Source organism: Mesorhizobium sp. CA8 (assembly GCF_020164955.1).
GTDB lineage: Bacteria > Pseudomonadota > Alphaproteobacteria > Rhizobiales > Rhizobiaceae > Mesorhizobium.
Map to the genome: position 1 here is coordinate 42,077 of NZ_JAIUHG010000022.1, position 25,900 is coordinate 67,976.

Annotated in this window: 22 protein-coding genes; 10 read left to right on the plus strand and 12 right to left on the minus strand. The window is 63.2% G+C overall.

All coding sequences use genetic code 11. The features are described from left to right. Positions 1-138 precede the first annotated feature (138 nt). A complete protein-coding gene (locus tag LB553_RS22035; protein ID WP_224516408.1) occupies positions 139-1,146 on the plus strand; it encodes a ribonuclease T2 family protein in 1,008 nt (335 codons plus the stop codon). A gap of 28 nt (positions 1,147-1,174) precedes the next feature. Here the strand turns inward: LB553_RS22035 and LB553_RS22040 are convergent, their stop codons facing one another. Then, positions 1,175-2,452 carry a sensor domain-containing diguanylate cyclase gene (locus LB553_RS22040; RefSeq protein ID WP_224516409.1) on the minus strand — a complete coding sequence of 426 codons (1,278 nt, stop codon included), beginning with the start codon at positions 2,450-2,452 and terminating at the stop codon, positions 1,175-1,177. A 262-nt stretch (positions 2,453-2,714) separates the two neighbouring features. Between LB553_RS22040 and ettA the strand changes: the two genes are divergently transcribed. Further along, a complete protein-coding gene (ettA, locus tag LB553_RS22045; protein WP_224516410.1) occupies positions 2,715-4,364 on the plus strand; it encodes an energy-dependent translational throttle protein EttA in 1,650 nt (549 codons plus the stop codon). Positions 4,365-4,367: 3 nt separating this feature from the next. Beyond that, on the plus strand, positions 4,368-5,180 hold the full coding sequence (locus tag LB553_RS22050) for a BglII/BstYI family type II restriction endonuclease (protein ID WP_224516411.1): 813 nt from the start codon (positions 4,368-4,370) through the stop codon (positions 5,178-5,180). A 7-nt stretch (positions 5,181-5,187) separates the two neighbouring features. Here the strand turns inward: LB553_RS22050 and LB553_RS22055 are convergent, their stop codons facing one another. Then, positions 5,188-5,832, minus strand: a complete 645-nt coding sequence (locus LB553_RS22055; RefSeq protein ID WP_224516412.1) for an MT-A70 family methyltransferase — start codon at positions 5,830-5,832, stop codon at positions 5,188-5,190. 150 nt (positions 5,833-5,982) lie between these two features. Between LB553_RS22055 and tam the strand changes: the two genes are divergently transcribed. Together tam and LB553_RS22065 are read left to right on the plus strand one after the other, a co-directional pair. Then, a complete protein-coding gene (gene tam / locus LB553_RS22060) occupies positions 5,983-6,756 on the plus strand; it encodes a trans-aconitate 2-methyltransferase (RefSeq protein WP_224516413.1) in 774 nt (257 codons plus the stop codon). A 118-nt stretch (positions 6,757-6,874) separates the two neighbouring features. Then, entirely contained in the window at positions 6,875-7,996 is a 1,122-nt protein-coding gene (locus tag LB553_RS22065; protein WP_224516414.1) for a beta-ketoacyl-ACP synthase III, read from the plus strand. Between the two features lie 9 nt (positions 7,997-8,005). On the opposite strand, the gene LB553_RS22070 is transcribed toward LB553_RS22065, so the two are convergent. Beyond that, entirely contained in the window at positions 8,006-8,572 is a 567-nt protein-coding gene (locus tag LB553_RS22070; protein ID WP_224516415.1) for a methyltransferase family protein, read from the minus strand. A 181-nt stretch (positions 8,573-8,753) separates the two neighbouring features. On the opposite strand from LB553_RS22070, the gene LB553_RS22075 reads away from it, so the two are divergent. Next, complete coding sequence (locus LB553_RS22075; RefSeq protein ID WP_224516416.1) at positions 8,754-9,380, plus strand: MOSC domain-containing protein; 627 nt, start codon at positions 8,754-8,756, stop codon at positions 9,378-9,380. A gap of 172 nt (positions 9,381-9,552) precedes the next feature. On the opposite strand, the gene LB553_RS22080 is transcribed toward LB553_RS22075, so the two are convergent. The 3 genes from LB553_RS22080 to tsaA all read right to left on the minus strand — a co-directional run bounded on the left by LB553_RS22080 (position 9,553) and on the right by tsaA (position 11,355). After that, positions 9,553-10,392, minus strand: coding sequence for an SDR family oxidoreductase (locus LB553_RS22080; RefSeq protein ID WP_224516417.1), 840 nt, complete (start codon positions 10,390-10,392; stop codon positions 9,553-9,555). Positions 10,393-10,537: 145 nt separating this feature from the next. Beyond that, positions 10,538-10,852 carry a DUF2293 domain-containing protein gene (locus LB553_RS22085; RefSeq protein WP_224516418.1) on the minus strand — a complete coding sequence of 105 codons (315 nt, stop codon included), beginning with the start codon at positions 10,850-10,852 and terminating at the stop codon, positions 10,538-10,540. Further along, complete coding sequence (gene tsaA, locus LB553_RS22090; protein ID WP_224516419.1) at positions 10,849-11,355, minus strand: tRNA (N6-threonylcarbamoyladenosine(37)-N6)-methyltransferase TrmO; 507 nt, start codon at positions 11,353-11,355, stop codon at positions 10,849-10,851. Before tsaA ends, LB553_RS22085 begins: the two co-directional genes overlap by 4 nt. A gap of 140 nt (positions 11,356-11,495) precedes the next feature. On the opposite strand from tsaA, the gene LB553_RS22095 reads away from it, so the two are divergent. Beyond that, the gene (locus LB553_RS22095) at positions 11,496-12,503 is read left to right on the plus strand and encodes an ArsR/SmtB family transcription factor (protein ID WP_224516420.1); all 1,008 of its coding nucleotides are present in this window, start codon (positions 11,496-11,498) and stop codon (positions 12,501-12,503) included. Next, positions 12,503-13,420, plus strand: coding sequence for a methylenetetrahydrofolate reductase [NAD(P)H] (gene metF, locus LB553_RS22100; RefSeq protein WP_224516421.1), 918 nt, complete (start codon positions 12,503-12,505; stop codon positions 13,418-13,420). Before LB553_RS22095 ends, metF begins: the two co-directional genes overlap by 1 nt. 389 nt (positions 13,421-13,809) lie before the next feature. Here metF and LB553_RS22105 read toward each other — a convergent pair whose 3' ends face one another. After that, the gene (locus LB553_RS22105; protein WP_224516422.1) at positions 13,810-14,730 is read right to left on the minus strand and encodes a DMT family transporter; all 921 of its coding nucleotides are present in this window, start codon (positions 14,728-14,730) and stop codon (positions 13,810-13,812) included. Between the two features lie 211 nt (positions 14,731-14,941). On the opposite strand from LB553_RS22105, the gene LB553_RS22110 reads away from it, so the two are divergent. Beyond that, entirely contained in the window at positions 14,942-16,162 is a 1,221-nt protein-coding gene (locus LB553_RS22110; protein WP_224516423.1) for an alanine racemase, read from the plus strand. A 145-nt stretch (positions 16,163-16,307) separates the two neighbouring features. Here LB553_RS22110 and LB553_RS22115 read toward each other — a convergent pair whose 3' ends face one another. After that, entirely contained in the window at positions 16,308-17,486 is a 1,179-nt protein-coding gene (locus tag LB553_RS22115; RefSeq protein WP_224516424.1) for a lytic murein transglycosylase, read from the minus strand. A gap of 183 nt (positions 17,487-17,669) precedes the next feature. Then, positions 17,670-18,461 carry a GH25 family lysozyme gene (locus LB553_RS22120; RefSeq protein ID WP_224516425.1) on the minus strand — a complete coding sequence of 264 codons (792 nt, stop codon included), beginning with the start codon at positions 18,459-18,461 and terminating at the stop codon, positions 17,670-17,672. A 291-nt stretch (positions 18,462-18,752) separates the two neighbouring features. On the opposite strand from LB553_RS22120, the gene LB553_RS22125 reads away from it, so the two are divergent. After that, positions 18,753-20,135: a serine hydrolase domain-containing protein gene (locus tag LB553_RS22125; protein WP_224516426.1), complete on the plus strand. Its 1,383-nt coding sequence runs from the start codon at positions 18,753-18,755 to the stop codon at positions 20,133-20,135. 9 nt (positions 20,136-20,144) lie between these two features. On the opposite strand, the gene LB553_RS22130 is transcribed toward LB553_RS22125, so the two are convergent. Genes LB553_RS22130 through LB553_RS22140 form a run of 3 tightly spaced genes read right to left on the minus strand, consistent with a single transcriptional unit; the run spans position 20,145 to position 25,770 of the window. Next, positions 20,145-20,810 carry a class I SAM-dependent methyltransferase gene (locus LB553_RS22130; protein WP_224516427.1) on the minus strand — a complete coding sequence of 222 codons (666 nt, stop codon included), beginning with the start codon at positions 20,808-20,810 and terminating at the stop codon, positions 20,145-20,147. Continuing rightward, positions 20,807-22,105: a DUF3419 family protein gene (locus LB553_RS22135; protein ID WP_224516428.1), complete on the minus strand. Its 1,299-nt coding sequence runs from the start codon at positions 22,103-22,105 to the stop codon at positions 20,807-20,809. The genes LB553_RS22130 and LB553_RS22135 overlap by 4 nt, the downstream gene beginning before the upstream one ends. 32 nt (positions 22,106-22,137) lie before the next feature. After that, positions 22,138-25,770 carry a hydantoinase B/oxoprolinase family protein gene (locus LB553_RS22140; protein ID WP_224516429.1) on the minus strand — a complete coding sequence of 1,211 codons (3,633 nt, stop codon included), beginning with the start codon at positions 25,768-25,770 and terminating at the stop codon, positions 22,138-22,140. Between the last annotated feature and the right edge of the window lie 130 nt (positions 25,771-25,900).

Below are 25,900 nucleotides of genomic sequence, written 5' to 3' on the forward strand. Positions count from 1 at the left end.
GAGCGCTTGCGATTCCGCCGATGAGAGTGCTCAGCTGGGAATTGTTTTTTCGAGCGGGGAAAAAGATCGCAATTCTGACACGTCGGCTGTTCTAGTGTGACGAATCCAATACGGTCCAATGATCGCCGGGAGAGCGGGATGCGGGTTTGGGCATTGTGGGGTTCGATGGTGCTGGCTCTGGCCGGTGCCGGCGCGGCGCATGCCGACGTGAAGATGAGCGGCACTTTCGTGGCCGACAGCGCCTGCCCGGCGACGCAGGCCATCAAGAGCGGCAAGAACCCCGGCAATATCTCGACCGAAGCCGGGAAGAGCTACGACCTTCTTGCCAGCAACAAGGACGAGCCTACGCACTACCTCATCCAGGTACCCGGAGCCGATCCCGAGCGGCGCTGGGTGAAGATCAGCTGCGGCCATGTCACCGGCGGCAGTGCTACGACCTCGCCGGGGCCTTCCGGTCAGACCAAGTCGTCGTCAGCCTCCGGAAAACCCGAATATGTCTTTGCGCTGAGCTGGCAGCCGGCTTTCTGCGAGACGAAGGCAAGCAAGCCCGAATGCAAGGCGCAGAGCCCCGGTGAGTTCGATGCTTCGCACTTTACGCTGCATGGGCTGTGGCCGCAGCCGAACGGCAATTTCTATTGCCAGGTGTCGGCAAGCGACAAAGCCAATGACAATCCGGCGCACTGGGGAGACCTGCCGCCGGTCGACCTCGACGCCAATACGCGCGCCGAGCTCGACCAGGTCATGCCGGGCACGGCTTCCAAACTCGAGCGGCACGAATGGATCAAGCACGGCACCTGCTACGGCAAGAGCCAGCAGCAGTATTTTTCAGACGCGCTCAATCTGATGCGGGCGGTGAACGGTTCGGCCGTGCGCGATCTCTTCAACAAGAACATCGGAAAGCAATTGACCTCGGACCAGATCCGCGGCGCGTTCAACGAGGCCTTCGGCGCAGGAGCGGGCGACCGGGTGCGCGTGTCCTGTCTGGTCGACCCGTCGAGTGGAAGGCGTATGATCGGCGAGATCACGCTCGGCTTGTCCGGCCCGATCGGCCCGGATAGCAAGCTCGCCGATCTCCTGATGGCGTCTGCGCCGACAGCCAAGGCCGGTTGCCCGAAGGGCACGGTCGACCCTATCGGTTTCCAATAGGCGAGAATTTTGGTCAGCCCGTTCTTTGTCAGGCTGATCTGGGGGCCGCCTGCAGGATGATAGCCTCGCTGCCAGGTTCGCCGACCACGCGGTCGCGGCCGCTCAATTTCGCCTTGTAGAGGCGCTGGTCGGCCAGCGCGAAAATGTCGGCAAGACAGCGCGTCGTCTCGCTGACGGTGGAGACGCCGGCGCTCACCGTGATGTTGAAACGGCCGGTATGCGCCGAGGCCTTGGCGGCGTTCCTGATGGTCTCGCCGAGCAGTCTCGCGGGCCCGTGCGACTGCTGCGTCAGCACGGCGAATTCCTCGCCGCCGATGCGGAACACCTGATCGTTGGCGCCGACCGTCTCGGCCAGCAGGGCAGCTATCGATTTCAGCACCTTGTCGCCCTCGGCATGACCGAAGCGGTCGTTGATAGATTTGAAGTGGTCGACGTCGACGACGAGCAGGCTGAGCGGCTTGCCGATCCTGATGGCGGTCGAGACTGCGGACTCGCCGTCGGCATCGAAACTGCCGCGATGCAGCAGGCCGGTGAGGCCGTCACGGCCGACACATTTGATCAGCGCTTCGTAGCGCTCGCGATAGGTGAGGGCGTCGAAAATGTCGGAGAGGCCGCGCGGCACGGCGACATCGTGGTCTTCGACCCATTTCAGATAAGCGACGAGCATGCCGCTATAGGCAAGTGCGGCGCCCATCTTGGCGAACCAGCCGCCGAAGAAGACCTCGACCGGCGCCCCGGCGACGAAATGCAGCGCGGTGAAGAAGCCGGCCTGGTCGAAGGTGAGCACGCAGGCGACCGATACGAGGATGCGCAGGAACGGCCTTGCACGCAGATAGGCGCCGAGCTTCTCGTAGAGCAGGATAATCAGGATTGCGTCCACGAAGAGCAGCGTGGTGCCCCAGACCATCAGCCAGCCCATCTCGTCGATGAAGGCGATATCGGGAAGCTTGCCGCTTGGAAGCGGAGCGATCGCGTGCAGGCGCAGGACCAGCACCAGCCCGATCATCACGGCGTTGCCAAGCAGCAGGCCGTAGATCGGCTGGCGAACGGTCGCCGCATCCTCCTTCATGTAGAGCAGAAGCAGCATGACGAGCTTGCCGGAGAAGAGCACGGCGGAGCCCGGCGATACCAACCCGAACGGCAGCGCGACATAGAAGACGCTGGCAAGGTAGGTTTCGAGAAAATGCATGACGCCGAGCGCGCAGATGAACACGCCAAGCCCGATGCGGCGCCGGAAGCGGAAAAGCGTGACCATGGCGCCGAAGTAGAGAACCGCTTCGGCAAGGAGCAGGGCACCGTTCAGCACGTCGTCGATCCGATCCTTCCCTAAACCGCGTCATGGCCGCGATTTCCAACCTAGCATCGTTTTGAAGGCGAATGGTTAACCCCCGATTTCGCACGATCGCGAGAGCGGTGAAAAAAGCCTGAGCGGATTTGGGCGCCTCAAACCGACGAATCCGCGCGGATTGGCGCGTCTCACGCCGAAAGCGATTGCCGTTCGGCGCTTCATCGCCTACATAGCGCCCAACCCCATCCACCTTGACACTTCAGTTCCAGGGAAAGCGCGCGTGGCTCGCCAGTTCATCTATCACATGTCCGGCCTGTCGAAGGCCTACGGCACCAAGAAGGTGCTTGATAACGTTCACCTGTCCTTCTATCCGGATGCCAAGATCGGCATTCTCGGCCCCAACGGCTCGGGTAAGTCGACGATCCTGCGCATCATGGCCGGGCTTGACAAGGAGTTCCAGGGCGAGGCGTGGCTGGCCGAGGGCGCCACCGTCGGCTATCTGGCGCAGGAGCCGCAGCTCGACAACACCAAGACCGTGCGCGAAAACGTCATGGACGGCGTCGCCAGGAAGACGGCCATCATCGAGCGCTACAACGAGCTGATGATGAACTATTCCGACGAGACGGCCGACGAGTCGGCCAAGCTCCAGGACGAGATGGACCGCCTCAATCTCTGGGACCTGGAGCAGCAGGTCGAAATGGCGATGGACGCGCTGCAGTGTCCGCCGCCTGACTCCGAAGTAACCAACCTGTCGGGCGGCGAGCGCCGCCGTGTGGCGCTGTGCAGGCTGCTGCTGGAACAGCCCGACCTCTTGCTGCTCGACGAGCCGACCAACCATCTCGACGCCGAGACCACGCAATGGCTGGAAAAGCATCTGCGCGACTATCCCGGCTCGGTGCTGATCATCACCCACGACCGCTACTTCCTCGACAACGTCACCGGCTGGATCCTCGAGCTCGATCGCGGCCGCGGCATTCCTTACGAGGGCAATTACACCAAATATCTCGACGCCAAGGCCAAGCGCCTGATCCAGGAAGGCCGCGAGGACGACGCCCGCCAGAAGTCGATCTGGCGCGAGCGCGAATGGATCCAGTCCTCGCCCAAGGCGCGCCAGACGAAGTCCAAGGCGCGTATCAAGGCCTATGAAGAACTGGTCGAGCAGTCGCAGAGCCGCAAGCCGACCGACACCCAGATCGTCATCCCGGCGAGCGAGCGCCTCGGCAACCTCGTCATCGAGGTCGAAGGCCTCAGCAAGGGCTTCGGCGACGAGCTCCTGATCGAGGATCTGTCGTTCAAGCTGCCGCCGGGCGGCATCGTCGGCGTCATCGGCCCGAACGGGGCCGGCAAGACGACGCTGTTCAAGATGATCACGGGCCAGGAAACGCCGGATGCCGGCTCGATCCGCAAGGGCGATACGGTGCGGCTCGGCTATGTCGACCAGAGCCGCGACGCGCTCGACCCGAACAAGACTGTGTGGGAAGAGATATCCGGCGGCGCCGAGGTCATCAAGCTCGGCAAGCACGAGGTCAACAGCCGCGCCTATTGCTCGTCGTTCAACTTCCGCGGCGGCGACCAGCAGCAGAAGGTCGGCAACCTGTCGGGCGGCCAGCGTAATCGCGTCCACCTGGCCAAGATGCTGAAGGGCGGCGGCAACGTGCTGCTGCTCGACGAACCGACCAACGACCTCGACACCGAAACACTGGGCGCGCTGGAAGATGCACTGGAAGCCTATGCCGGCTGCGCCGTCATCATCAGCCACGACCGCATGTTCCTCGACCGCATGGCCACCCACATGCTTGCCTTCGAGGGCGACGCGCATGTCGAGTGGTTCGAAGGCAATTTCGAGGAATATGAGAAGGACAAGCTGCGCCGCCTGGGCGCCGAAGCGGCCACCCCGCACCGCATGACGCACAAGCGGCTGACGCGGTAAGATATGGCACTTTTCGATCGTCTTTCAGCCAAAGGATTTCAGGTCGAATTTCACTCGCATGCCGAGGCGATTCTTTCAGTCGACTTTCCTGATGCGGTGACGGAATTGGAAGATGTGCTCCTTGCCGCATCGATCCCAATTGAGGAGATTATTGCTGGAGGCGGCGGCGAAACGAAGAATACCCAGCGGCTACGACGCGGATTGGCTGCCGCTGGTTGGCTGACGACGACCTTCACCATTGAAAAAGTGATTAATGGAGTCGGCAAAGAAGCGATTTCTCACAAAATGGACCATGTTCGACGCCTTCCTCAGCGGAACGGATCGGACGCGGTAGTAGCGCTTGAAATCGAATGGAACAACAAAGACCCATTTTTTGATCGAGACCTTGAGAATTTCAAACGGCTGCATGCCGAAGGGGCTATTTCTGTCGGCATGATAGTCACGCGCGGGAGATCACTGCATGACAATATGCTTGGTCTGGTTCTGCGGTTTTTCGATGAGCGGCAAATACAATCGTTTGATGATTTGCTGCGGTGGGGATATGATCCAACGGCGCGCCAGCGTGCCGCAATAACAAAGCGTATAGAGCGCTCGAAGAATCCCGTGACTTTTAGAGAGGCGTTCGCAAACAAATTTGTGGCCGATAAGTTCGGCGAAGCCACCACTCATTGGCGAAAGCTCGATGACCGCATTTCCCGAGGAGTGGGCAACCCGTGTCCTATCGTCACAATTGGACTGCCAGATTCGATCGTCAGCTTCGGAGAAGATCCTTCAACTCTTCAGTCGATAATCGATGCCGTCGGCGACGACGAATAATCAGCTATCATTCTGCAGGCTCTGTGGCCGAGTTGTAAGCATATGTCTTCCAAGTCGGCTTGTAGTCCTCGTCCGCTTGGTTACCCCAATAAGTCCACTTCGGCCTGGTGCCGCGGGCAAAAAGCTCAAGGTACGGTCCTTTCGAACAGCTCTCGATCAATTCGTACTGTTCGTCGGGCTTCCGCGAATGCTCGCGCTTGCGCGATGAGAGATAATTGACTTGGCTGCGCCCAGGGGCTTCCGTGCGCGCGTTTTTTCCGCGTACGCCGAACAGCAATAGCTCCGTTACGTTGCGAAAGTAGAAGCCGACGCCTCGACCGTCGGAGCCGCCATCTTTGCGCACCTTATGCCAAACAATGTTCGATTTGTATTCGAACCCCCAACTGCGCATGACCTCCAGGCCATCCGGCAAAAGCGCGTTGGGAACCCAAAGATAGAGGTGCGCAGGTTGTAAAGTTAACTCTGCCACGGGAAGGGCGCAGATGTCGTCGGTCGTCATTGTCTCGTAGCGAGATAAGCGACGATGCTCAGGAGCAACTTTTCCAGTGCGGTTTGTAAAGCGCCATGGCGGATCGGCCAGCACGGTGTGAAAGCGCTTGCCGGCTGTCTTTTTCGCCAAATCGATGGCTGCATTCATCGCTTCGGCGTTCACCGTGGCCCCCTGGGAAATGCGATAGAACAAAAGAGGAACTTTTCCCTTCTGTCAAGACTGACACGATTCGTATCGATATGTCTGGCACATTGTGCAGTTTTCGACATATGCGTATCTGGCCGAGTGCGGAGATAACGAAGAGGGTTCAACATGTCCAAGCCGGACTGGTCCGCCGCCCAATATCTCAAATTCGAGGATGAGCGCACGCGGCCGGCCCGGGATCTGGTTGCGCAGGTGCCGGTCGATTTTCCGCGTCGCGTGGTCGATATTGGCTGCGGTCCCGGCAACTCGACTGAGCTTCTGGTCGAGCGCTGGCCGGATGCCCAGGTGAGCGGCTTCGACACCTCGCCGGACATGATCGAGAAGGCGCGGGCGCGGCTGCCGAACGTCGATTTCGAGCTGGCGGATGCCGCCGGATGGCAACCGGAGCATCCCGTCGACGTCATCTTCGCCAACGCCGTGTTCCAGTGGTTGCCGGACCATCCGGCGGTGTTCCAGCGGCTGACGGGATTGCTTGCGCCCGGCGGCGCCCTGGCCATCCAGATGCCCGACAATCTCGGCGAGCCCTCGCACCGACTGATGCGCGAAACCGCGGCGGAAGTGCCGTTCTCGGCGAAGCTCGAGGGCGCTGCGCGCGCGCCGCTGCCGCCGGTGTCCTTCTACTACGATTTTCTGTCGCCGCTCGCCGACCGGCTCGACATCTGGCACACCATCTACAACCATCCGCTGGCCGATGCCGAAGCCATCGTCGAATGGGTCAAGGCGACGGGGCTGAAGCCGTTTCTCGATCCGCTCGACGTGGATGAGAAGAAGGTGTTCCTTGACAGCTACACGGCGAAGATCGCCAAGGCCTATCCGAAGACGGCGAACGGCAAGGTGCTGCTGCGCTTCCCGCGCATCTTCATCGTCGCCAAGCGCGCTTGAGCATCCACCACCTGAATGCCAGCGGTGGTTGTCGAATTAAGCTGGAATAAACCGGGCAAATGCGACAAGTGTAGCGCCTCGCCTCGGCACAACTTGCCGCCCCTCGGACGGATTGGACATGCATCGCGTCATCATCAGCGGCATCGGCGCCGAAATCCCTGAGCCCGTCATCACCAATGAAGAGCTGGTCGCAAGCTTCAACAGCTGGGTCGATACCGAGAATGCGCGCCGCGCCGACACCGGCGAGCCGCTTTTGCAGAAATCGGACAGCGACTTCATCGTGCATGCCTCCGGCGTGAGAACCCGCCATGTGATCGAGCGCGAGGGCATCCTCGACCCGACCCGCATGTCGCCGCGCATTCCGGCGCGGCCGGACGACGCACTGTCGCTCGAGGCGGAGTTCGGCCTCGCTTCGGCCAGGAAGGCGCTTGCCCATGCCGGGGTCGACGGGTCGGAGATCGATCTGGTGATCTGCTCTGCCTCGCACCATCAGCGGCCCTATCCGGCCATCGCCATCGAGATGCAGGAGGCGCTAGGCACCAAGGGCGCCGGCTTCGATATGGGGCTTGGCTGCTCTTCCGCCGCGGCGGCGCTGCATGTCGCGGTCAACCTGGTGAGGGCAGGGGCGCACAAGCGCATCCTGGTGTCGACGCCGGAGATCATCACCGGCCACCTCAATTTCCGCGACCGGCAGACGCATTTCATCTTCGGCGACGCTTCGGTCGCCATGGTCGTCGAGGGTTTGGCGCAGGGCGAGAAGCGGCCGGAACGCTTCGAGGTGCTCGACACGCGCACCTGGACGCAGATGTCAAACAACATCCGCACCAATCTCGGCTACTACACGCGCACGGCGCAGGATGATCCCTACATGATCAACCTGGAGGGCAATCTCATCAAGCAGGTCGGCAACAAGGTGTTCAAGGAAGTCACCGTCGCCGGCCAGAAATTCATTGTCGAGTTCCTGGCCGAGCACGGGCTGACGCCGGAAGGCATTCGCCGCTTCTGGCTGCATCAGGCCAATGCGCGCATGAATGCGATGATCCTGAAACTGTCCTTCGGCCACGACGTCGACCATGACCGCGCGCCGATGGTGCTGGAGCGGCTCGGCAACACCGCCGGCGCCGGCGCGATCGTGGCGCTGTCGGAGAACCATGCCGATATGAAGGCTGGCGATTTCGGCCTGATCTGCGCCTTCGGCGCCGGCTATTCGATCGGCGGCGCGCTGCTGCGCATGCTTTGAGATGCGGCTTCAGGCCGGCGCGAAGGGCACCAGCATGGGCACGCGCCTGGCGTAGTCGTCATAGGCCGGGCCGAGCTCGCCGCGCAGGAAGCTTTCTTCCAGCCGCGCCTTGACGACGACGCCGACGAGCAGCAGGGCGGCGCCGGCAATGCCCCATACCGTGCCCTTGACTGCCATGGTCGCCAGGACGGACAGCAGCAGTCCCGAGTAGATCGGATGGCGGACTAGGCCATATGGGCCCGTATCGACCACGCGATGATCCGCCTTGGCGGTGACAGTGGCGGACCACAGCCGGCCGAGATGCAGGCGCGCCCACCAGGCGAAGGCGATGCCGATGGCGATTAGGGCGACGCAGATCCAGGCTTCGGTAAGCGTCGGCGTCCAAAGCCGCAGCCGGCCGCCATAGTCGTGCGCCGGCACGAACAGCAGCGCGGTGCCGGCCACCCAAAAGACGCGGTAGCGTGCCTCTGTCTTGAAGTCCGCGCGCTTCTGCGCCGGATCGGCCCAGGCAGCGGCAAGGATCCAGGACACCACCCAGAACAGCCAAAGCGCCGCGACAGCGTGTCCAACCTGCATGATCGAGCCTGCTCCCGACACAGCACGCATCGCTTATGTCGGCCGCACGGCGGTAATGCGACGAGTGTGCAGCGCGGGTGGCATTTTCTGGTAATAACCTCGTGATCGCCATCAAACGGTGTGATCGGATCATCAGCGCTTTCGACTGGACCGCATTCTCAGCGGCCTTTAGACCAGCGGCATGCAGGAAACGAACCTGGAACTTTTTCCAGCGGCCGAACCGACATTCGACATAGTGCCCGGCCGCAAGCTGACGGCAAAGGCGGCGGCGCTCTACGCCGCTCCGCACAACCATTTCGAGACGAGGGCGGTCGAAGAACTGCGGCTTGGCTTCGACGGGATCGCCGGCGACTTCCATGGCGGCACAACGCGGCGTTCGGGCGGGCGCGAGCCCTGGTATCCGCGCGGCACCGAGATGCGAAACGAGCGGCAATTGTCACTTGTCGCGGCGGCCGAGCTCGCCATCATCGCGCAACGCATGGGTCTCGAGGAGATCAAGCCGGAGTGGATCGGCGCCAATCTTGTGATCGAAGGCGTGCCGCATCTTTCGATGCTGCCGGCCGGTTCGCTGATGTTCTTCAACGGTGGCGTGACACTCAAGGTCGACGGCCAGAACAAGCCGTGCCGCGTTGCCGGACAGTCGATCGCCGAGCATGTCGGCGCCGCGGATCACAATGCCACCGCGCTGCTCTTCCCCAAGGAGGCGAAGCGACTGCGCGGCCTCGTCGCCTGGGTCGAAAAGCCGGGCGTCATTCGGGCTGGCGAAGAGATTTCCATCCGGGTCCCCGAGCAGTGGATTTATCGGTGAGGCATGCTGATATTCAGGTGAGGTCGGCCTGCGAAACGGCGATTTCCTGCGCTTCCGGTACTCACGTGCCCAAACGCACGCTCCGTTCCGGTTCTCGGAAACCACCGTTCTCGACTCGCCCTGACCTGAATCTCAACATGCCTCGGCCGGTCCAGGTCCGGCCAAGGCAGTGTCAGGCTTTGCGGTTCTTGTTGGCGCCCTGCGCCATCACCGAGACATGGTCCCACTTTTCCCAGGTGGCGATGCGGTTGGCATATTCCTGCCTGATCATCGGCAGGCCGCCATCGCCGAAGAAGACCCTGAGCGGCGGCTCGGCGGCATCGACGATCGCCAGCATCGCCGGTCCGGTCGCTTGCGGATCGCCGGCGACCGAGCGGCTGCGGCGCTCGGCCATCGCCGCGCGGACCGGCTCATAGGCCTCCAACGGCTTGGAGACCTTGGCCGACGGCCCGGCCCAGTCCGTGGAGAAGCCGCCCGGCTCGACAAGGGTGACGTGGATGCCGAAGCCGGCGACCTCCAGGCTGAGCGACTGGCTGAAGGCTTCCAGCGCCCATTTCGAGGCGTGATAAAGGCCGAGCGAGGCAAAGGCGTTGACGCCGCCGATCGAGGAGATCTGGATGATGTGGCCGGAGCGTTGCGCCCTCATAATGGGCAGCGCGGCCTGGGTCACCCAAAGTGCGCCGAAGATGTTGGTCTCGATCTGGTCGCGTGCTTCCTGCTCGCTGACCTCCTCGATGGCGCCGAAATGGCCGTAGCCGGCATTGTTGATGACGACATCGAGCCGGCCGAAGCGCTTCTGCGCTTCGGCGATCGCGGCGTCGACCGCCTGCTTGTCGGTGACGTCGAGCTGCATGGCAGCGACTCTGTCGCCATATTTCTCGACGAGATCGGCAAGCGTGCCGGCATCGCGCGCGGTTGCGGCGACGCGATCGCCGCGGGCGAGCGCGGCCTCGGCCCAGACGCGGCCAAAGCCCTTCGACGATCCGGTGATGAACCAAACCTTGTCAGTCATGATCTGCTGTCCTTGCCCAGAGGGCGATGAATTCGGAGGGATAAACGGAGGAATCTCCGCTTATCCCATGTACGGCGCCGCCGCCGTTTTTCCAGAGGCGGCATCCGATTTAATTTGGTGGGATGCGCATAGAGGGCGAAGGCGCCTATTCGTCCTCGTCGTCTTCCTGAAGCAGGCGTGTAGCGCGCCAACGGGTGAGCACCTCATTGGTCCGGCCGATTACGAAGAAGCGCGCCGAATCCCGGTCATAGCCCTCGGCGAGCAATTTCTCGTAATCGGTGTGGACATGGCGGACATGGGCGATGGTGGCCAGCCATACCGCGATCGTCGGCGGCAAGCTCTTCATATGCACCGACCCGGCGTCGGCGCGGATCTTTTCCATGTCGGCGTAGGGCGCAAGCGGCAAAAGCGCGGTCAGCGCCTTGGCGATGGCACGGCGGCGGCCGGTGGGGGCGCTCATTTCTCGTCTCGCCCGGCAATCGTCGCTTCCGGGAAGGCATCCGTGGAAGCGTAATACGGCTTGATGTCGATGACCGGTGTGCCGTCGAGCACATCGATGGCGTCGATCCCGATCCGGCCGGCCTCGATGTCGACTGCGACGAGTTTCGCGACATGCAGGCCGACAGGGTTCGGCCGGGCAGGGGAACGCAGCGAGAAAACGCCTTTCGGTTCAGCCGCATGGCGCGGTTTCTGCACAATCAGATTCCGCGGCGCGTAGTGGAGCCAGGACAGGATGACGACGTGGCTGGCGCGTTCCAGGCTTTGCAGCCCCGGGCGATAGGGCTCGTCGATCACGACCGTCGCGGCTCGCCCCGATTCCCGGGCGGCGCGCATGTTCTTGGGGCAATTCTCGCGACTGGCCCAGGGCGAGACGATGCGGCCGAGGAAGACGAGATGGCCGTCCGGCCGCAACCCCGCCGGATCGGCTGCAAGAAGCGTCTCACCTTCGCGCGTTTCAAACATCTTCTTCACCCCACACAAGAACCGTCTGCCACGCGCGGATCACGGCTGCGCCATTTTCTTGTCCGGAAGCGACATACCGCTTGCCAGGATATCAAAACCGACATAAACATATCTTTATATCTTTCAACGAGAGCCCGCTCATGCATGTCTCGCTCGACACAATGGTAGATACATTGAAGGCGGCGGCCGAATCCAGCCGGCTGCGCATCCTGGTGCTGCTGGCGCGCGGGGATCTCACCGTATCCGACCTCACCGAGATCCTTGGCCAGTCGCAGCCGCGCGTCTCGCGTCATCTGAAGCTGCTGCTCGATGCCGGGCTGATCGGCCGCTATCAGGAAGGGTCCTGGGCTTTTTTCAGGCTGACCGACATCGATAATTCGCGCGATTTCGTCCAGCGTCTGGTGTCGGGCATAAGCGAGGCCGATCCGCAGGTGGTGCGCGATCTCGAGCGGCTGGCGGCGGTGAAGCGCAAGCGGCAGGACCGGGCCGCTGAATATTTCTCCGAGAATGCCGCGAGCTGGGATCACATCCGCTCCCTGCATGTGCCGGACCGCGCGGTGGAGGCGGCACTCATCAGGCTCGTCGGCAAGCGGCCGTTCCAGTCGATGCTCGACCTCGGCACCGGCACGGGCAGGTTGCTCGAAATCTTCGCGCCGCTCTACCGGCGCGGCGTCGGCATCGACATGTCGCGCGAGATGCTGACCGTGGCGCGCGCCAATCTCGACAAGGCCGGCATCGCCAATGCGCAGGTTCGCCAGGGAGATATTTTCTCGCCGCCGGTCGAGCGCAACGCCTTCGATCTCGTCACCATTCACCAGGTGCTGCACTATCTCGACGATCCCGCCCGCGCCATCGCCGAAGCGGCACGGCTGCTCAGGCCATCGGGCCGGCTGATCGTCGTCGACTTCGCGCCGCATAATCTCGAATTCCTGCGCGACCAGCACGCGCACATGCGGCTGGGCTTCTCCGACCGGCAGATGTCCGACTGGTTCGAGGAGGCCGGCCTCGATCTCGAGGACAGCCAGGAATTCGAGCCGCGCGGCGGCAACGAGGCAGGGCTTACGGTGAAGCTCTGGCTCGGCCGCGACCGTCGCCTTTTGATCGCCGATCCGTCCAACGATTCCTTGCCAGTAAGGGAAACAGCCTGATGAACCAGTTCCGCTTTTCCCGCCGCCCCGACATCGGCGACAAGGTCAGGGTCTCGTTCGAATTTTTCCCGCCGAAGACCGACGAGATGGAAGTAAGGCTGTGGGACACGGTCACAAGGCTGGAGCCGCTGAAGCCGAAATTCGTCTCGGTGACCTATGGCGCCGGCGGCTCGACCCGTGAGCGCACGGCGCGCACGGTCAAGCGCATCTTGAACGAGACATCGCTGACGCCTGCGGCGCACATGACTTGCGTCGATGCGGCGCGCGATCAGGTCGACACGGTCATCCGCGAATTCGCGGATATGGGCGTTAAGCGCTTCGTGGCGCTGCGCGGCGATCCGGCGGCAGGTGTCGGCACAAGCTATCGTCCGCATCCCGACGGCTATGCCAATGGCGCCGAACTGGTGGGCGCGCTGAAGAACGCGGGCGATTTCGACATCTCGGTCTCGGCCTATCCGGAAAAGCATCCGGAAAGCCCGGATTTTGCCACCGACATCGATATGCTGAAGCGCAAGGCCGACAATGGCGCGACGCGGGCGATCACCCAATTCTTCTTCGATAACGACCTCTACGAGCGCTATGTCGAGCGGGCGCGGCGCGCCGGCATCTATATCCCGATCGTGCCGGGCATCCTGCCGGTGCATAATTTCACGCAGGTCGCCAATTTCTCGTCTCGCTGCGGCGCCCTGGTTCCGGCATGGCTGGCCGAGCGCTTCGAAGGACTGGAGAACGACCCCCAGACGCATGCGCTGGTGGCCTCGGCCGTGGCGGCCGAGCAGGTGCTCGACCTTGTCGAGCGCGGCGTCGGCGACTTCCATTTCTACACGATGAACCGCGCCGACCTCGTCTTTGCCGTCTGCCACATGATCGGCATCCGCTCGCATGAGGCGGAGGCAGCCGGATCCGCCGCGGCTTGAGCCAAAGCTGTAACGGGAAGTCAGGGTTTCCACGGAAAAGGCCGGGTAGAACCCGGCCTTTTCGAACTGTTGGACTATTTCGGTGCTTAGTCTTCCCGGCTTTGGCGGGTCAGGGAAGAACACCTATGATAAGGGCACCGATGAATGCAAATGCGGCACAAATCATCAAAGCGTTGATCGGCCTCGCCAGTCCCATGCCATAGCCTCCTCTTCAGAGCTATGGCCGGAATCTAGAGTCATTTGGGTCACAGGCAAGCGGAAAACGTGCTGCAATGCGACATGGTTGTGGAATTTGCGACCTGGAATTTGCCATTAGCCGTTGAAACTCTTTGGCAAAAGCCGGCTTCACGGTTGTGAATAAATTGTGGCGCCGCTGTGACATGACACCGCTACCATTTGCCGAACAATCGTCCATCGATGGTGATCAGACCGAGTCCGATCAGAGTCATGCCGCCGATCTCGAACAGCGCCAGCCGCTCGCCGAGGAAGAGGAAGCCGAGCAGCACCGCGCTGACCGGCACGATCAAGGTGACCAGCGAGGCATTGGTGGCGCCGGCCGAGGCGACGAGGTTGAAATAGAGGATATAGGCGAAGGCGGTGGACAGCAGCGCCAGCCCCAGCACCGCGGCCCAGACCGGTGGCGAGGCCGAAAACAAGCCCGTCGGCCCATAGGCAATGAGCACGATGGGGATCATGATGATGCTCGATGCCGTCAGTTGCCCGGTGGCGATGACCGGCGACGGCACGCCCTTGAAGCGGCGCGCGATCATCAGGGCGATTGCGTAGGACACTGAGGCGCCGATCAGCGCGAACTTGGCCCAGACAGGGCCGCCGAGGCCGGCAATAAGGCCCGGGCCGATCATTACCGCCGTTCCCGCAACACCGAGCCCGATGCCGGCCAGCTTGTTCCAGGACAGCTTTTCGTCGGTCGTTAGCGCGTTGGCCAGGACAAGCGTCCAGAACGGCGTCGTGGCGTTGAGCACCGAGGCGACGCCGGCACCGAGCTGCGTCTGCCCGGCGAAGATCAGCGAGAAGGGCACGACGTTGTTGGTGAGCGCCAGCAGGAAGAACAGGCCGGCATGCGGGAAGGCGAGCCGGAACGAGGGGCCGCGGACCGCCAGATAGAGCTGGAGTGCGATCGCGGCGATGGCGACGCGAAACAGCACCAGCGCCAGCGGGTGGATTTCGGAAACGGCAATGCGGGCAAAGAAGAACGAGCCGCCCCAGATCGCGCCGAGCAAGAGAAGCTGCGCCCAATCCTTGAGCGTCATCGGTCCGCGCGTCGGCGCGGCGGCGGCCGTAATGGACATGTCCTGTTCCTCCCCGGGCCGATTTCAATTTCAGCCGTTACACCTCACCAACCGATATCGCGTCCGCAGGCAAGGGCCACCCGAAACCTGACTGGTGGTTTAGCGTCGCCAAAATGTGCAACAGGCCGCTCCGGGTCGCCAGACACAGAACTGTTTTCTTTGGCGGTTAGCTAGGATTAATTGTGCGCGCTCCAGACCTGAGGATTCGTCGATGCAGCGATTCGGAAATGCCCGTGATGCGGCACTGGCGCTTCGTCCCGACGATCCGGTCTATTGTTTTCGCCCGCAGGTGCTGAAGGAGGATGCCCTGCAGTTCATGGGCATGTTTCCCGGCAAGACCGCTTATGCGGTCAAGACCAATGGCGAGCAGATCGTGCTGAAGACGCTGGTCGAGGCCGGCGTCGGCACATTCGACGTCGCGTCACCCGGCGAGTTCGCCGCCGTGCGCGCGGTCTCGGCGGATGCCGAGATGCTCTACATGCATCCGGTCAAGGCGCAGTCGGACATCAAGCTGGCCCTGGAGAAATACGGCATCCGGGTGATCTCGCTCGACCATGAGGACGAGATCACCAAGCTGACGCGGGTGGTGCGGGCGCTCGATATCGACCCGGGCGCCATCACCGTCTTCGTCCGCATTCAGACCAAGGGCCATGCGGCTTACGAATTGTCGAAGAAATTCGGCGCCGGGCCGGCCAATGCGGTCGAGCTTGCCGAGCGGCTGAACCGCACCGGCTACAAGGTAGGGCTCTGCTTCCACGTCGGCAGCCAGATCGAGGATCCCGACACCTATGAGAGGGCGCTGGCCTCGGCCGACTGGGTGCGCAACCGTCTGACCTTCGACATTGCCGGGCTGGATGTCGGCGGCGGCTTTCCCGCCGAATATGGTCACGACCCCAACCGCAGGCAGGTCGAGATGCCTTCGCTCGGCCAGCTTATGTCGCGGCTGGCCGGCGACCTGAAAGAATATCAGTTCGACCAGATGCCGCTGGTGGCCGAGCCCGGCCGGGTGATCGTGGCGCGGTGCCTGTCGCTGATCGTGCGGGTGCTGTTGCGCAAGGGCAAGCGGCTCTACATCAATGACGGCATCTGGGCGTCGCTGTCGGATTCATGGACCGGCAAGATCACGCTGCCGGCACGCTTCATCCCCGATCCCGCGATCCGCACGCGCAACGGCGACGAGAAGACCATCGTGCCGTTCAAGGTCTGCGGCGCGACCTGCGATTCCGTCGATATCCTGTCCAGACCGTTCTGGCTGCCGGAAACGGTCGACACCGGCGACTGGATCGAGATCGGCCATATCGGCGCCTACTCGCTGTCGCTGAGGACCCGCTTCAACGGCTTCTTTCCCGACACATTCGTCGAGGTGACGACGCCCTTCGACGAAGGCGACGCGCCGCAAGGGTTGGCCAGCCTGGAGACGATGGCGGATTGAGCTCCCCTTCTCCCCTTGTGGGTGTCGCCGAAGACGACCGATGAGGGGTGCTCCAGGGAAAGCCAACGTCTCACTCCGCTGGAACATCCGTCTCGGCGCTTGCGCGCCGATCCACCTTCCCCCGCAAGGGGAGAAGGGAAGGGCGCTACAGCTTCGCCAAAAGCTCCGGCGTCGGCCAGCCATCGACCGGCAACCCGAGCCGCGTCTGCTCCTTGCGGACCGCTTCGCGCGTGTTGGTGCCGAGGATGCCGTCGACCGTGCCGACGTCGTAGCCCTTGGCTTCGAGCTTGGTCTGCAAGGCCTTCATCTGGTCGCCGCTCAGGCCTTGCTCGGGCGTGCGCGGATCGAATTGCGGCGCGCCGGCAAGGCGGGTCGCAAGCACGGCCGCCGTCAGCGCGTAGGTGAAGGACTGATTCCATTCCAGATAGACGTCGAAATTGTCGTAGGTCAGGAAGGCGGGACCCTTGCGACCCATCGGCAGCGCCAGACCAGCCCTGAGACCATTGTCGATAAGCGGGTTGCCGTTGGGTTCGGTGACACCCCATTGCGCCCATTGCGACAGCGGCAGCTTGTTGGTGCGGCCGGTCTGGTCCCATGGCATCTCGTCGGGAACGCGCACTTCCTGGACCCAGGGCTGATCGCGCTTCCAGCCGCGCGACATGATCTTATTGGCCGTGGTCATGATGACGTCCGGCACGCTGTTCCTGAGGTCGACCTTGCCGTCGCCGTCGCCGTCCAGGCCCTTGGCAAGATAGTCGGTCGGCAGGATCTGCGTCTGGCCGATCTCGCCGGCCCAGGCGCCTTTGACGTCGGCCGGCAGCACGCCGCGGTCGATCAAGATGAGCAGCGGCACCAATTGCTGCCGGAAGAGCTGAGGGCGGCGGCAATCATGCGAAAGCGTCACCAGCGCATTCAGCGTATGGAAGTCGCCCTGGACGGCGCCGAAGTCGGTCTCCAGGCCCCAAAAAGCAGCGATGATGGCCGGCTGAACGCCGAACTCCTTGTCGGCGCGGGCGAAAACATCGGCATATTTCTTTAGATTGGCCGCGCCCTGCTTCAGGCGGTAGGCCGAGATCATGCGATTGGCGAATTCGGTGAAGGTCTGGGTGAACACGCCCTGGGCACGGTCGCGCGCCAGCGCCCGCTGGTCGATGGTGGCGTCCTCCAGCGCGTCGAGCCCGACGGCGCCGACGCCGGCCGCCTTGGCTTCGGCCGCGACGCCCTGCTTCCAGGCCTCGAAATCGCCGCCGCATTCCTGTGCCGCGGCAGGCAGCGCAAACACGCCGACAAAGAGCGCCGCCAGGATTTCAACGCGCAATCGCATCGCTTTCCTTTCGAGACCGACGCATGACACCATCGCGATCCGGACCGGGATCGGAAAGGCGCATGCGAGGATTTCAAAGTTCGGGAGCCGCGCCAGGCACTCGCACGAGTGCGCCGCTCCGGATTACCAGCGGTTGCATGTTTCGCCGCCCGCCGTGTCGAAAAGCAGGCGGGACGGCCGATGTCAACGGGTGTTCTGCCGCAGCCACTTCTTCCAGGCGGCTTCCGAGCCGTTGAAGACGTTGATGTCGGACTTGCCGATCATGCCGGGCACGATGCCGGTGCCGGTGTACTGCCAGAAGGTGAAGGGGTGGCTGCCGTATTTCTCGCGCGGATGGCCGGCGACCGAGCGCAGCCAATAGGGATAGCCGCGGAAGGTCGCCAACTGGTTGTCGTCGAAGAAATCGACCGAGGTGTAGATGATCGGCTTCTTGCCGTAGTAGCGCTCGACCATTTGGAGGAAGACGGTCATTTCGCTGCGCACGGTGGCCGGATCGGGGCGCAGCCTGCAGGTCGGCGATTTCGGGTTCCATTCCATGTCGAGCACCGGCGGCAGCGCCGACGGGTCTCGCGGGACATTGGCGATGAACCAGCGCGCCTGGGTTTCCGCCGGGGTGCAGAAATAGAAGAAATGATAGGCGGCGCGCGGAACTCCGGCCGCTCTTGTGCGCGCCCAGTGCTCGTTGAAATAGTCGTCGAAACGGTCGCCGCCCTCGGTCGCCTTGATGAAGGCGAAGGAGATGCCGCTGGCCTTGGCGGTCGGCCAGTCGACCGAGGTCTGGTATTTGGAAACATCGGTGCCGTGGATGGCGTATGTCCACGGCGCGCCGCTGTCCCACTCATGCGGATTGGAGTCCTCGAATTTGGGTGCGCGCACGGCAACGGTCTGCGACGACGGCGACAATGGTGAGAGGTCCTCCACGGTCGAGCAGGCGCCCAGCAGCGTAAGCATCAGGATGGCCGCAAAACGGCGCATGATATCCCCCGAGCCGGGTTCAGCCGGCCGCTGGTGGGTCCTTTAATGATGGCGGTCGCTTACGCAGGCCCCCTCCGGACGATCGCCCCACATGACCGTCCTAAGTCTCGTTTGTCTGTCCATGTCGTTGTCCCAAAACCGCTGCGCACTTTTGGGCGACATGGAGCATTTGATCGCCGAACATGGTTGATAATCCATTGACGGCGCTCGACGATGCCGGCGATTTTGCGGAAGCAATGGCGGCAAATCGATGACATAAATCGAGCCGGCGAATCCGAAAGGCGGGGGACGATGCGGGCTGTGGTGAAGTTCATCAAATGGCTGCTTGGGCTTGTGGTCCTGGCGGTGGCGGCACTCTTCGCCTGGCTCTATCTCGCGCCACCGGAGCTGATCCGCGTCGGCTCCGGCTATGCGGCCAAGATCGTCTGCTCGAATGTCTTCATCGCCGGCCGCGACGCCAAAGAGGTTCTTGCCGTCGACGTGCAGGCGCCCGGCCATCCGTTGCTCAAGCTGATGAAGGTCTCCGTCGACAAGGAAAGAGGACTCGTTTCGGCGGGCTTGCTTGGGTTTTTCGGCAAGAGCGTTGCCGTCGAGCGCGATGGCGTCGGCTGCGCGTCGGTTCCGGACGGCGACACCGGCAAGGCAAGGCAGATATCGCTGCGTGCCGCGCCGCCGGCGGCGGCGCAGCCCGACGCGCTCTGGCCCGATGGTGAGCGTGTGGATGCTTCGCAGAACCCCGAAGTCGCGAAGATCGTCGACGATGCCGCTATGGCCGGCATTGGCATGCGCGCCATCGTGGTCGTGAAGAACGGCCGCATCGTCGCCGAGCGTTATGGCGAGGGCTTTTCGGCCAAGACGCCGCTGCTCGGCTGGTCGATGACCAAGACGGTGAATGCCGCGATCGTCGGCACGCTGATCAAGGACGGCAAGCTGGCGCTCGACAACAAGGGCCTGTTCAAGCCGTGGAAGGCCGACGGACGCGCCGCCGTCAGCCTTGCCGACATGATGGCAATGTCGAGCGGGCTGGCGTTCAACGAGGACTATGGCGACGTCGCCGACGTGACGCGCATGCTTTATCTCGAGCCGGACATGGCTCGCTTCGCCGAGGCTCAACCGCTGACCGGCGAGGTGGGAAAAGTGTTTTCCTATTCGAGCGGCACGGCGGTGATGCTGTCGCGGCTGTGGCAGGACGCGATCGGCGACAAGGCGAAGGCGCTGGCATGGCCGCGCACGGCGCTGTTCGAGCCGCTCGGTATGCACAGCGCGGTGCTCGAGACCGACGAGCAAGGCACGTTCGTCGGCTCCTCCTACCTCTATGCCACGGCGCATGACTGGGCGCGCTTCGGTCAATTCCTGCTGCAGGGCGGCGTCTGGAACGGAAACCAGATACTGCCTGCCGGTTTCGTCGACTGGATGCGCGAGCCCGTGCCGGCCTCGAAGGTCTACGGCAAGGGACAAGTCTGGATTGAAGGCCCGGGCGATGAGGAAAATCCCGGCGCAGGCGTCGCTGCAGGCCTGCCCAAAGACACCTACTGGATGGAGGGCCATGACGGCCAGACGGTGGCAATCATTCCGTCGGAGCAGTTGGTGGTGGTGCGGCTTGGGCTGACGCCGGGCAAGTTCGGATATCGACCACAGAGGATGGTTGGGGCGCTGGTGAAGGCGCTGCACTGATCGCGTTTGCTATTTGCAGGATCCGATCACGGCCAGCCAGGCATAGCCGCGATAAAGCGTTCTGAAACGGAAGGTTGCGCCGGTGCGCTGCGATTCCGATTCAAGCACGTCGCGCAGTGAAGCGCGCGGCGCGACATGGAATTTCCGCAGCCAGCCGCGCAGCAGGGCGCGGAACCAGGGCGGCAGGCCTTCCTGCTGGCCGAAATCGACGACATGCAGCGAGCCGCCAGAGGCGAGCGCGGCAAGGGCGGCCGATACGGTCTTTTCCCAGCCGGGGATCATCGACAGCGAATAGGAGATGAAGACGCGGTCGAAGCGTTCGAGGCCGAAGAGAGCCTTGGCGTCGAAATTGGTGGCGTCGCCGCGCGCCAGGCTCACTTTGCCGGACAGACCTTCACGCGCGATGGCCGCGTTTGCCGTCTCCAGCATCTCGGCCGAGATGTCGAGGCCGAAGAAACGGGCCTCCGGATAGCGGCAGGCGGCAAGGGCGATGTTGCGGCCGGTGCCGCAGCCGAGCTCCAGAACGGTGCCGCCCTGCGGCACGTCCAGCCCGTCGATCAGCCGGTCTCGGCCAAGCAGATAGTATTTGCGGGTCAGGTCATAGATATGGCGCTGCCAGCGGTAGACGCCGTCCATCAGTTCGGCATGGCTGGCCGGCAGCTCCGTCGTGCTCATGCTGCGCGCTTCACATAGAGGTGGAAGCCGCCATAGATCGCCGAGCGGTCTTTTGCCGAGAATTCGCGCGAGGCGTCGGCCTCGTAGATCCATTGGTCGAGCAGCGAACCGGAGACACGGCCGGGAAGGAGGCTTGGTTCGGCCGCGGTGCGGAAGATGACGCGGGCGCCCACCGAAGCGGTGCGGGTGATCTCGGTCCACAGCGCGTTGAGCAGGTCGTCGGTCATCCAGTCCTGCGCGTCGAGCAGGACGAAGCGGTCGACGCTGCCCGCATCCTTGGCGGCAAGGAATTTGATCAGGTTGGCGTGGTGGATGGCGACGCGATCGATGTTGTTGCGGATCGTCTTGTAGTTGCGCTCTTCCAGATAAGCAGGCAGCGCCGCTTCGCCGGGTTGCGGATAGCGGCGGGCAAAGGCCTGCCAGGCGAAGTAATTGTTCTTGAGCGGGAAATCGCAAGCGAGCTTTTCCAGCCGCGCCTTGAGCACGCTCGCCATCGAACCGTCGCCGGAGGTAATCAGCGAGTCATACTGCGCCGGCGGAATGCCGAGGCCGAACAGCGAAGCCTTGCGCGAGGTCGCCCAGCGCAAGAGCTTCTTGTCGAAGACCGGCGCCAGTTCCTCGTTGAAGAAGCGGCGCTGCTCACCGATGTTTTCCGCCTTCATGATGCAGGCCGGATCGACGCCGAACAGTTTTGCGACGCGATGACCCATGGCGATGAAGAGGCCGAGCAGGCCGTTCTGGTAGAAGTTGCGGTCGAAGACCGAGATGCGGCGGCGGCCGCGCCAATTGCGGCGCTCCCAGTAATGGCGGCTGACCGGATCGAGATGCGGCGCGATGAAGCGATCATAGGCGTCCGAATTGTGGCTGGTGCCGGCTGCGCCGAAGAAGCGGAACAGGTCGCGCTGCGACGGCAGGTGGCGCACCGCTTCCACCTTCATGCGGTTCAGCGCGACATGCGCGGCGTTGAGATCGACGGCGTCGATCCGGGCCGGCGAGCGGGTGAGATAGGCCAGAATGTTGCAGCCGCCCGAGGCGATCGTGACGACCCGGTGCCCCGCGCCAAGCTGCATGGCCTCCATGTCGACCTCGGGGTCTTCCCAGATCTGCGGATAGACGAGGCCGGAGAACAGGAAGGCGAAGAGCCGCTCGGAAACGCCGTCCTTCGACAGTGCCCGGTTCTGGTAGACCGCCTTTCCGACTTCCTTGCCTCGACGATAAACGAGTTCTCCGGATACGTCCGACATGGAAAGGTGATTCCCCGTTTGCGTTGGCGCAAGCGGGTAGCGCAGCGGCATGACAGCCAGGTGACAGCCTGTTGACGCCGTTCTTACGCCTTTCCGAACGCTCCGGGTGTCGGCGTGGTGACGATGACGGCCTCGCCGGCATAGAGCGTGGTTTGGTCGCAGGCCTTCAGGACGTCGACCGATCCGTCATTGCGCCTGACCTTGGTCGAGCCGGCCTCGCCGTCGCCGCCGCCTTCGAGGCCCTGGGGCGGCCGGTTGCGGTGCGAGGACAGGATCGCGCATTCCATCTTTTCGAGGAAGCGGATGGTGCGCCTGGTGCCGTCGCCGGCGTTCCACTTGCCCTTGCCGCCGGAGCCTTCGCGGATATGGAAGTCTTCCAGCACGACGGGGAAGCGCAGTTCCAGCACCTCGGGGTCGGTAAGGCGCGAATTGGTCATGTGGGTATGGACGCCGGACGTTCCGGCGAAGCCGCGCCCGGAATTCATCCGGCCCGCCGGCGAGCCGGAGCAGATCGTCTCGTAATACTGGTATTTCCTGTTGCCGAAGGTTAGGTTGTTCATCGTGCCTTGGGCGTTGGCCATCGCGCCCATCGCGCCGAACAGCGCGTTGGTGACATGCTGCGAGGTCTCGACATTGCCAGCGACGACCGCCGCCGGATAGGACGGTTTGAGCATGCAGCCATCCGGAATAACGATGTTGATCGGCCTGAGGCACCCGGCATTCATCGGGATCATGTCCTCGACCATGACGCGGAAGGCATAAAGCACCGCGGCGCGGGCGACGGGCTCCGGCGCGTTGAAATTGTTCTTCATGACAGGCGAGGTGCCGGTGAAATCGACCGTCGCCTCGCGCTTTTGGCGGTCGACGGTGATCTTCACCTTGATCACCTGGCCGGTGTCGGTGGGGTATTCATAAGCCGCGCTGTCGGGGAGCCGCTCGATCACGCGGCGCACGCTTTCGGCGGCATTGTCCTGGACATGGCCCATATAGGCCTCGACCACATCGAGGCCGAAATGCGCGACCATCTTGCGCAGCTCCGCCACGCCCTTTTCGTTGGCGGCGATCTGCGCCTTGAGGTCGGCGATGTTCTGGACGGGATTGCGCGCCGGATAAGGATGGTCGGTAAGCAGCGTCTCCAACTCCTTCTCACGGAAGCGGCCGCGGTCGACGATGCGGAAATTGTCGAACAGCACGCCTTCCTCATCGACCGTTGTCGCCCGCGGCGTCATCGAGCCGGGCGCGGTGCCGCCGACATCGGCGTGATGGCCGCGCGATGCCGCCCAGAACAGGATCTCGTTTCGCGCGTCGTTGAAGACAGGCGTCACCACCGTGATGTCGGGCAGATGCGTGCCGCCATTGTAAGGGGCATTGAGCGCAAACACGTCGCCGGGATGGATGTCGCCGGAATTCAGGCGGATGATGGTTTCGACGGAACGGTCCATGGAACCCAGATGCACCGGCATGTGCGGCGCGTTGGCGACCAGCGCGCCGTGGCGGTCGAACACGGCGCAGGAGAAATCGAGCCGTTCCTTGATGTTGACCGAATAGGCGGTGTTCTGCAGCGTCACGCCCATCTGTTCGGCGATCGACATGAAGAGGTTGTTGAAGACTTCCAGCATCACCGGATCGGCTTCGGTGCCGAGCGCCGCGGCACGCGCCTTTCTTTCTGTCCGGCGTATCACGACGTGATCGAGACGGGTGATTTCAGCGCGCCAGCCCGGCTCGACGACGATGGTCTGGTTCGGCTCGATGATCAGCGCGGGCCCGGCGACCCTGTGGGATGGCCGCAGGTTTTCACGGCGGTAGACGCCAGCGGCGTGCCAGCGGCCTTCGGTGTAGATGCGCCGAATTTCCGAAGGCTTGACCTCAACTCCTTTCGGTCCGGCAGGAGCGTAGGTCTCAGCCTTGTCCTGTCGAGCGGCTTCCGAGCCTTCGACGGCGACCGTCTCGACGACGATCGGCTTGTCGTGATAGACGAAACCGAACTGCGCCTTATGCGCCGTCTCGAAATCGCTCCTGGCGCGGAAGATCGAGCCATGCTCGAAATTCACCGGCAGCGCCGTGTCGGTACCGTCATATCGGATGTGCAGGACAGGTCTCGTTGAAACTGCGTCCTCGGCAATGCCTTGCTCGCCAAGCTCGGCAATGACGCCGCCGCGCAGCGCCGTGATCAGTGCCTCGATCGCCGAGCGGGATTCTTCGGCAAGCGGCTGCAGCAGACCCTGTTGGCGCGAGGCGAAGACCGACGAGAGGCCGATGCCGTAAGCCGAAAGCAGGCCCGAGAAGGGATGGATCAGCACCGCTTCCATGCCGAGCGCATCGGCGACCAGGCAGGCGTGCTGGCCGCCGGCGCCGCCAAAACAGTTCAAGAGATATTCGGTGACGTCGTAGCCGCGCTGCACCGAGATCTTCTTGATGGCGTTGGCCATGTTCTCGACGGCGATGGTGACAAAGCCTTCGGCGACCGCCTCGGGCGTCCGGCCGTCGCCGATTTCGGCGGCAAGTGCCGCGAATTTTTCGCCAACCCTTCCGATGTCGAGCGGCTGGTCCTGGCCGGGCCCAAAAATCGCCGGAAAGAAATCGGGCTGCAATTTGCCGAGCATGACATTAGCGTCGGTGACGGCGAGCGGGCCGCCGCGCCGGTAGGCGGCAGGGCCGGGATTGGCGCCGGCCGAATCCGGGCCGACGCGGAAGCGGCCTGCTTCGTAATGCAGGATCGAGCCGCCGCCGGCGGCGACGGTGTGGATGCGCATCATCGGCGCGCGGATGCGCACGCCGGCGACCTCGGTGTCGAAGGCGCGCTCGTATTCGCCGTCATAATGGGCGACGTCGGTAGAGGTGCCGCCCATATCGAAGCCGATGACTTTTTCGAAGCCGGCGAGCTTCGCCGTCTCGACCATGCCGACGACCCCGCCAGCCGGGCCGGAGAGCAGCGCGTCCTTGCCCTGGAACAGGTCGGCAGCGGTCAACCCGCCCGACGACATCATGAACATCAGGCGCGGCCCGGCGCCCAGTTCTCCCGCCACCCGCCGCACATAGCGCGACAGGATCGGCGACAGATAAGCATCCACCACGGTGGTGTCGCCGCGGCCGACCAGCTTGATGAGCGGCGAGACCTCGTGGCTCACGGAAATCTGGCTGAAGCCGATCTTGCGGCAGACTTTCGCGACGGCCTTTTCGTGCTCCGGATACTTCCAGGCATGCATGAAAACAATGGCGACCGCGTCGATGCCGTCGGCCTTGGCCTGTTCGATTGCCGGGCGGCAGGCCGCGATATCGAGCAGGCGCTCGACGCAGCCGTCGGCGCGCACGCGCTCGTCGATCTCGATAACGCGCTCATAGAGCTGCTCCGGCAAGATGATCTCCTTGGCGAAGATGTCCGGCCTCGCCTGATAGGCGATGCGCAATGCGTCGCGAAAACCCTTGGTGATGAGCAGCAGCACGCGGTCGCCCTTGCGCTCGAGCAGCGCATTGGTGGCAACGGTCGTGCCCATTTTGACGTCGCCGATAGCGTCGGCGGAGATGGCGGTGCCCGCTTTCAGACCCAACAGGTCGCGGATGCCCTGAATAGCGGCATCTGCATAGGCCTCGGGATTTTCGGACAGGAGCTTTCGGGAGTGCAACCGGCCCTGCGGATCACGGCCGATGACGTCGGTAAAGGTGCCGCCGCGGTCGATCCAGAAGTCCCATTTCCCAGTTCCTGCGGCTGCCGGCATTCTGCTTATCCATTCATGTCTTCGAGCGCATGTTCTGCTGGTTTGGGATTTTCGGCGCCAGCAATCATAGGTTGATATTACACCTCGAAATGCAACGTTACGAAACCGGCAGCCTGCTGATGCATTTCCC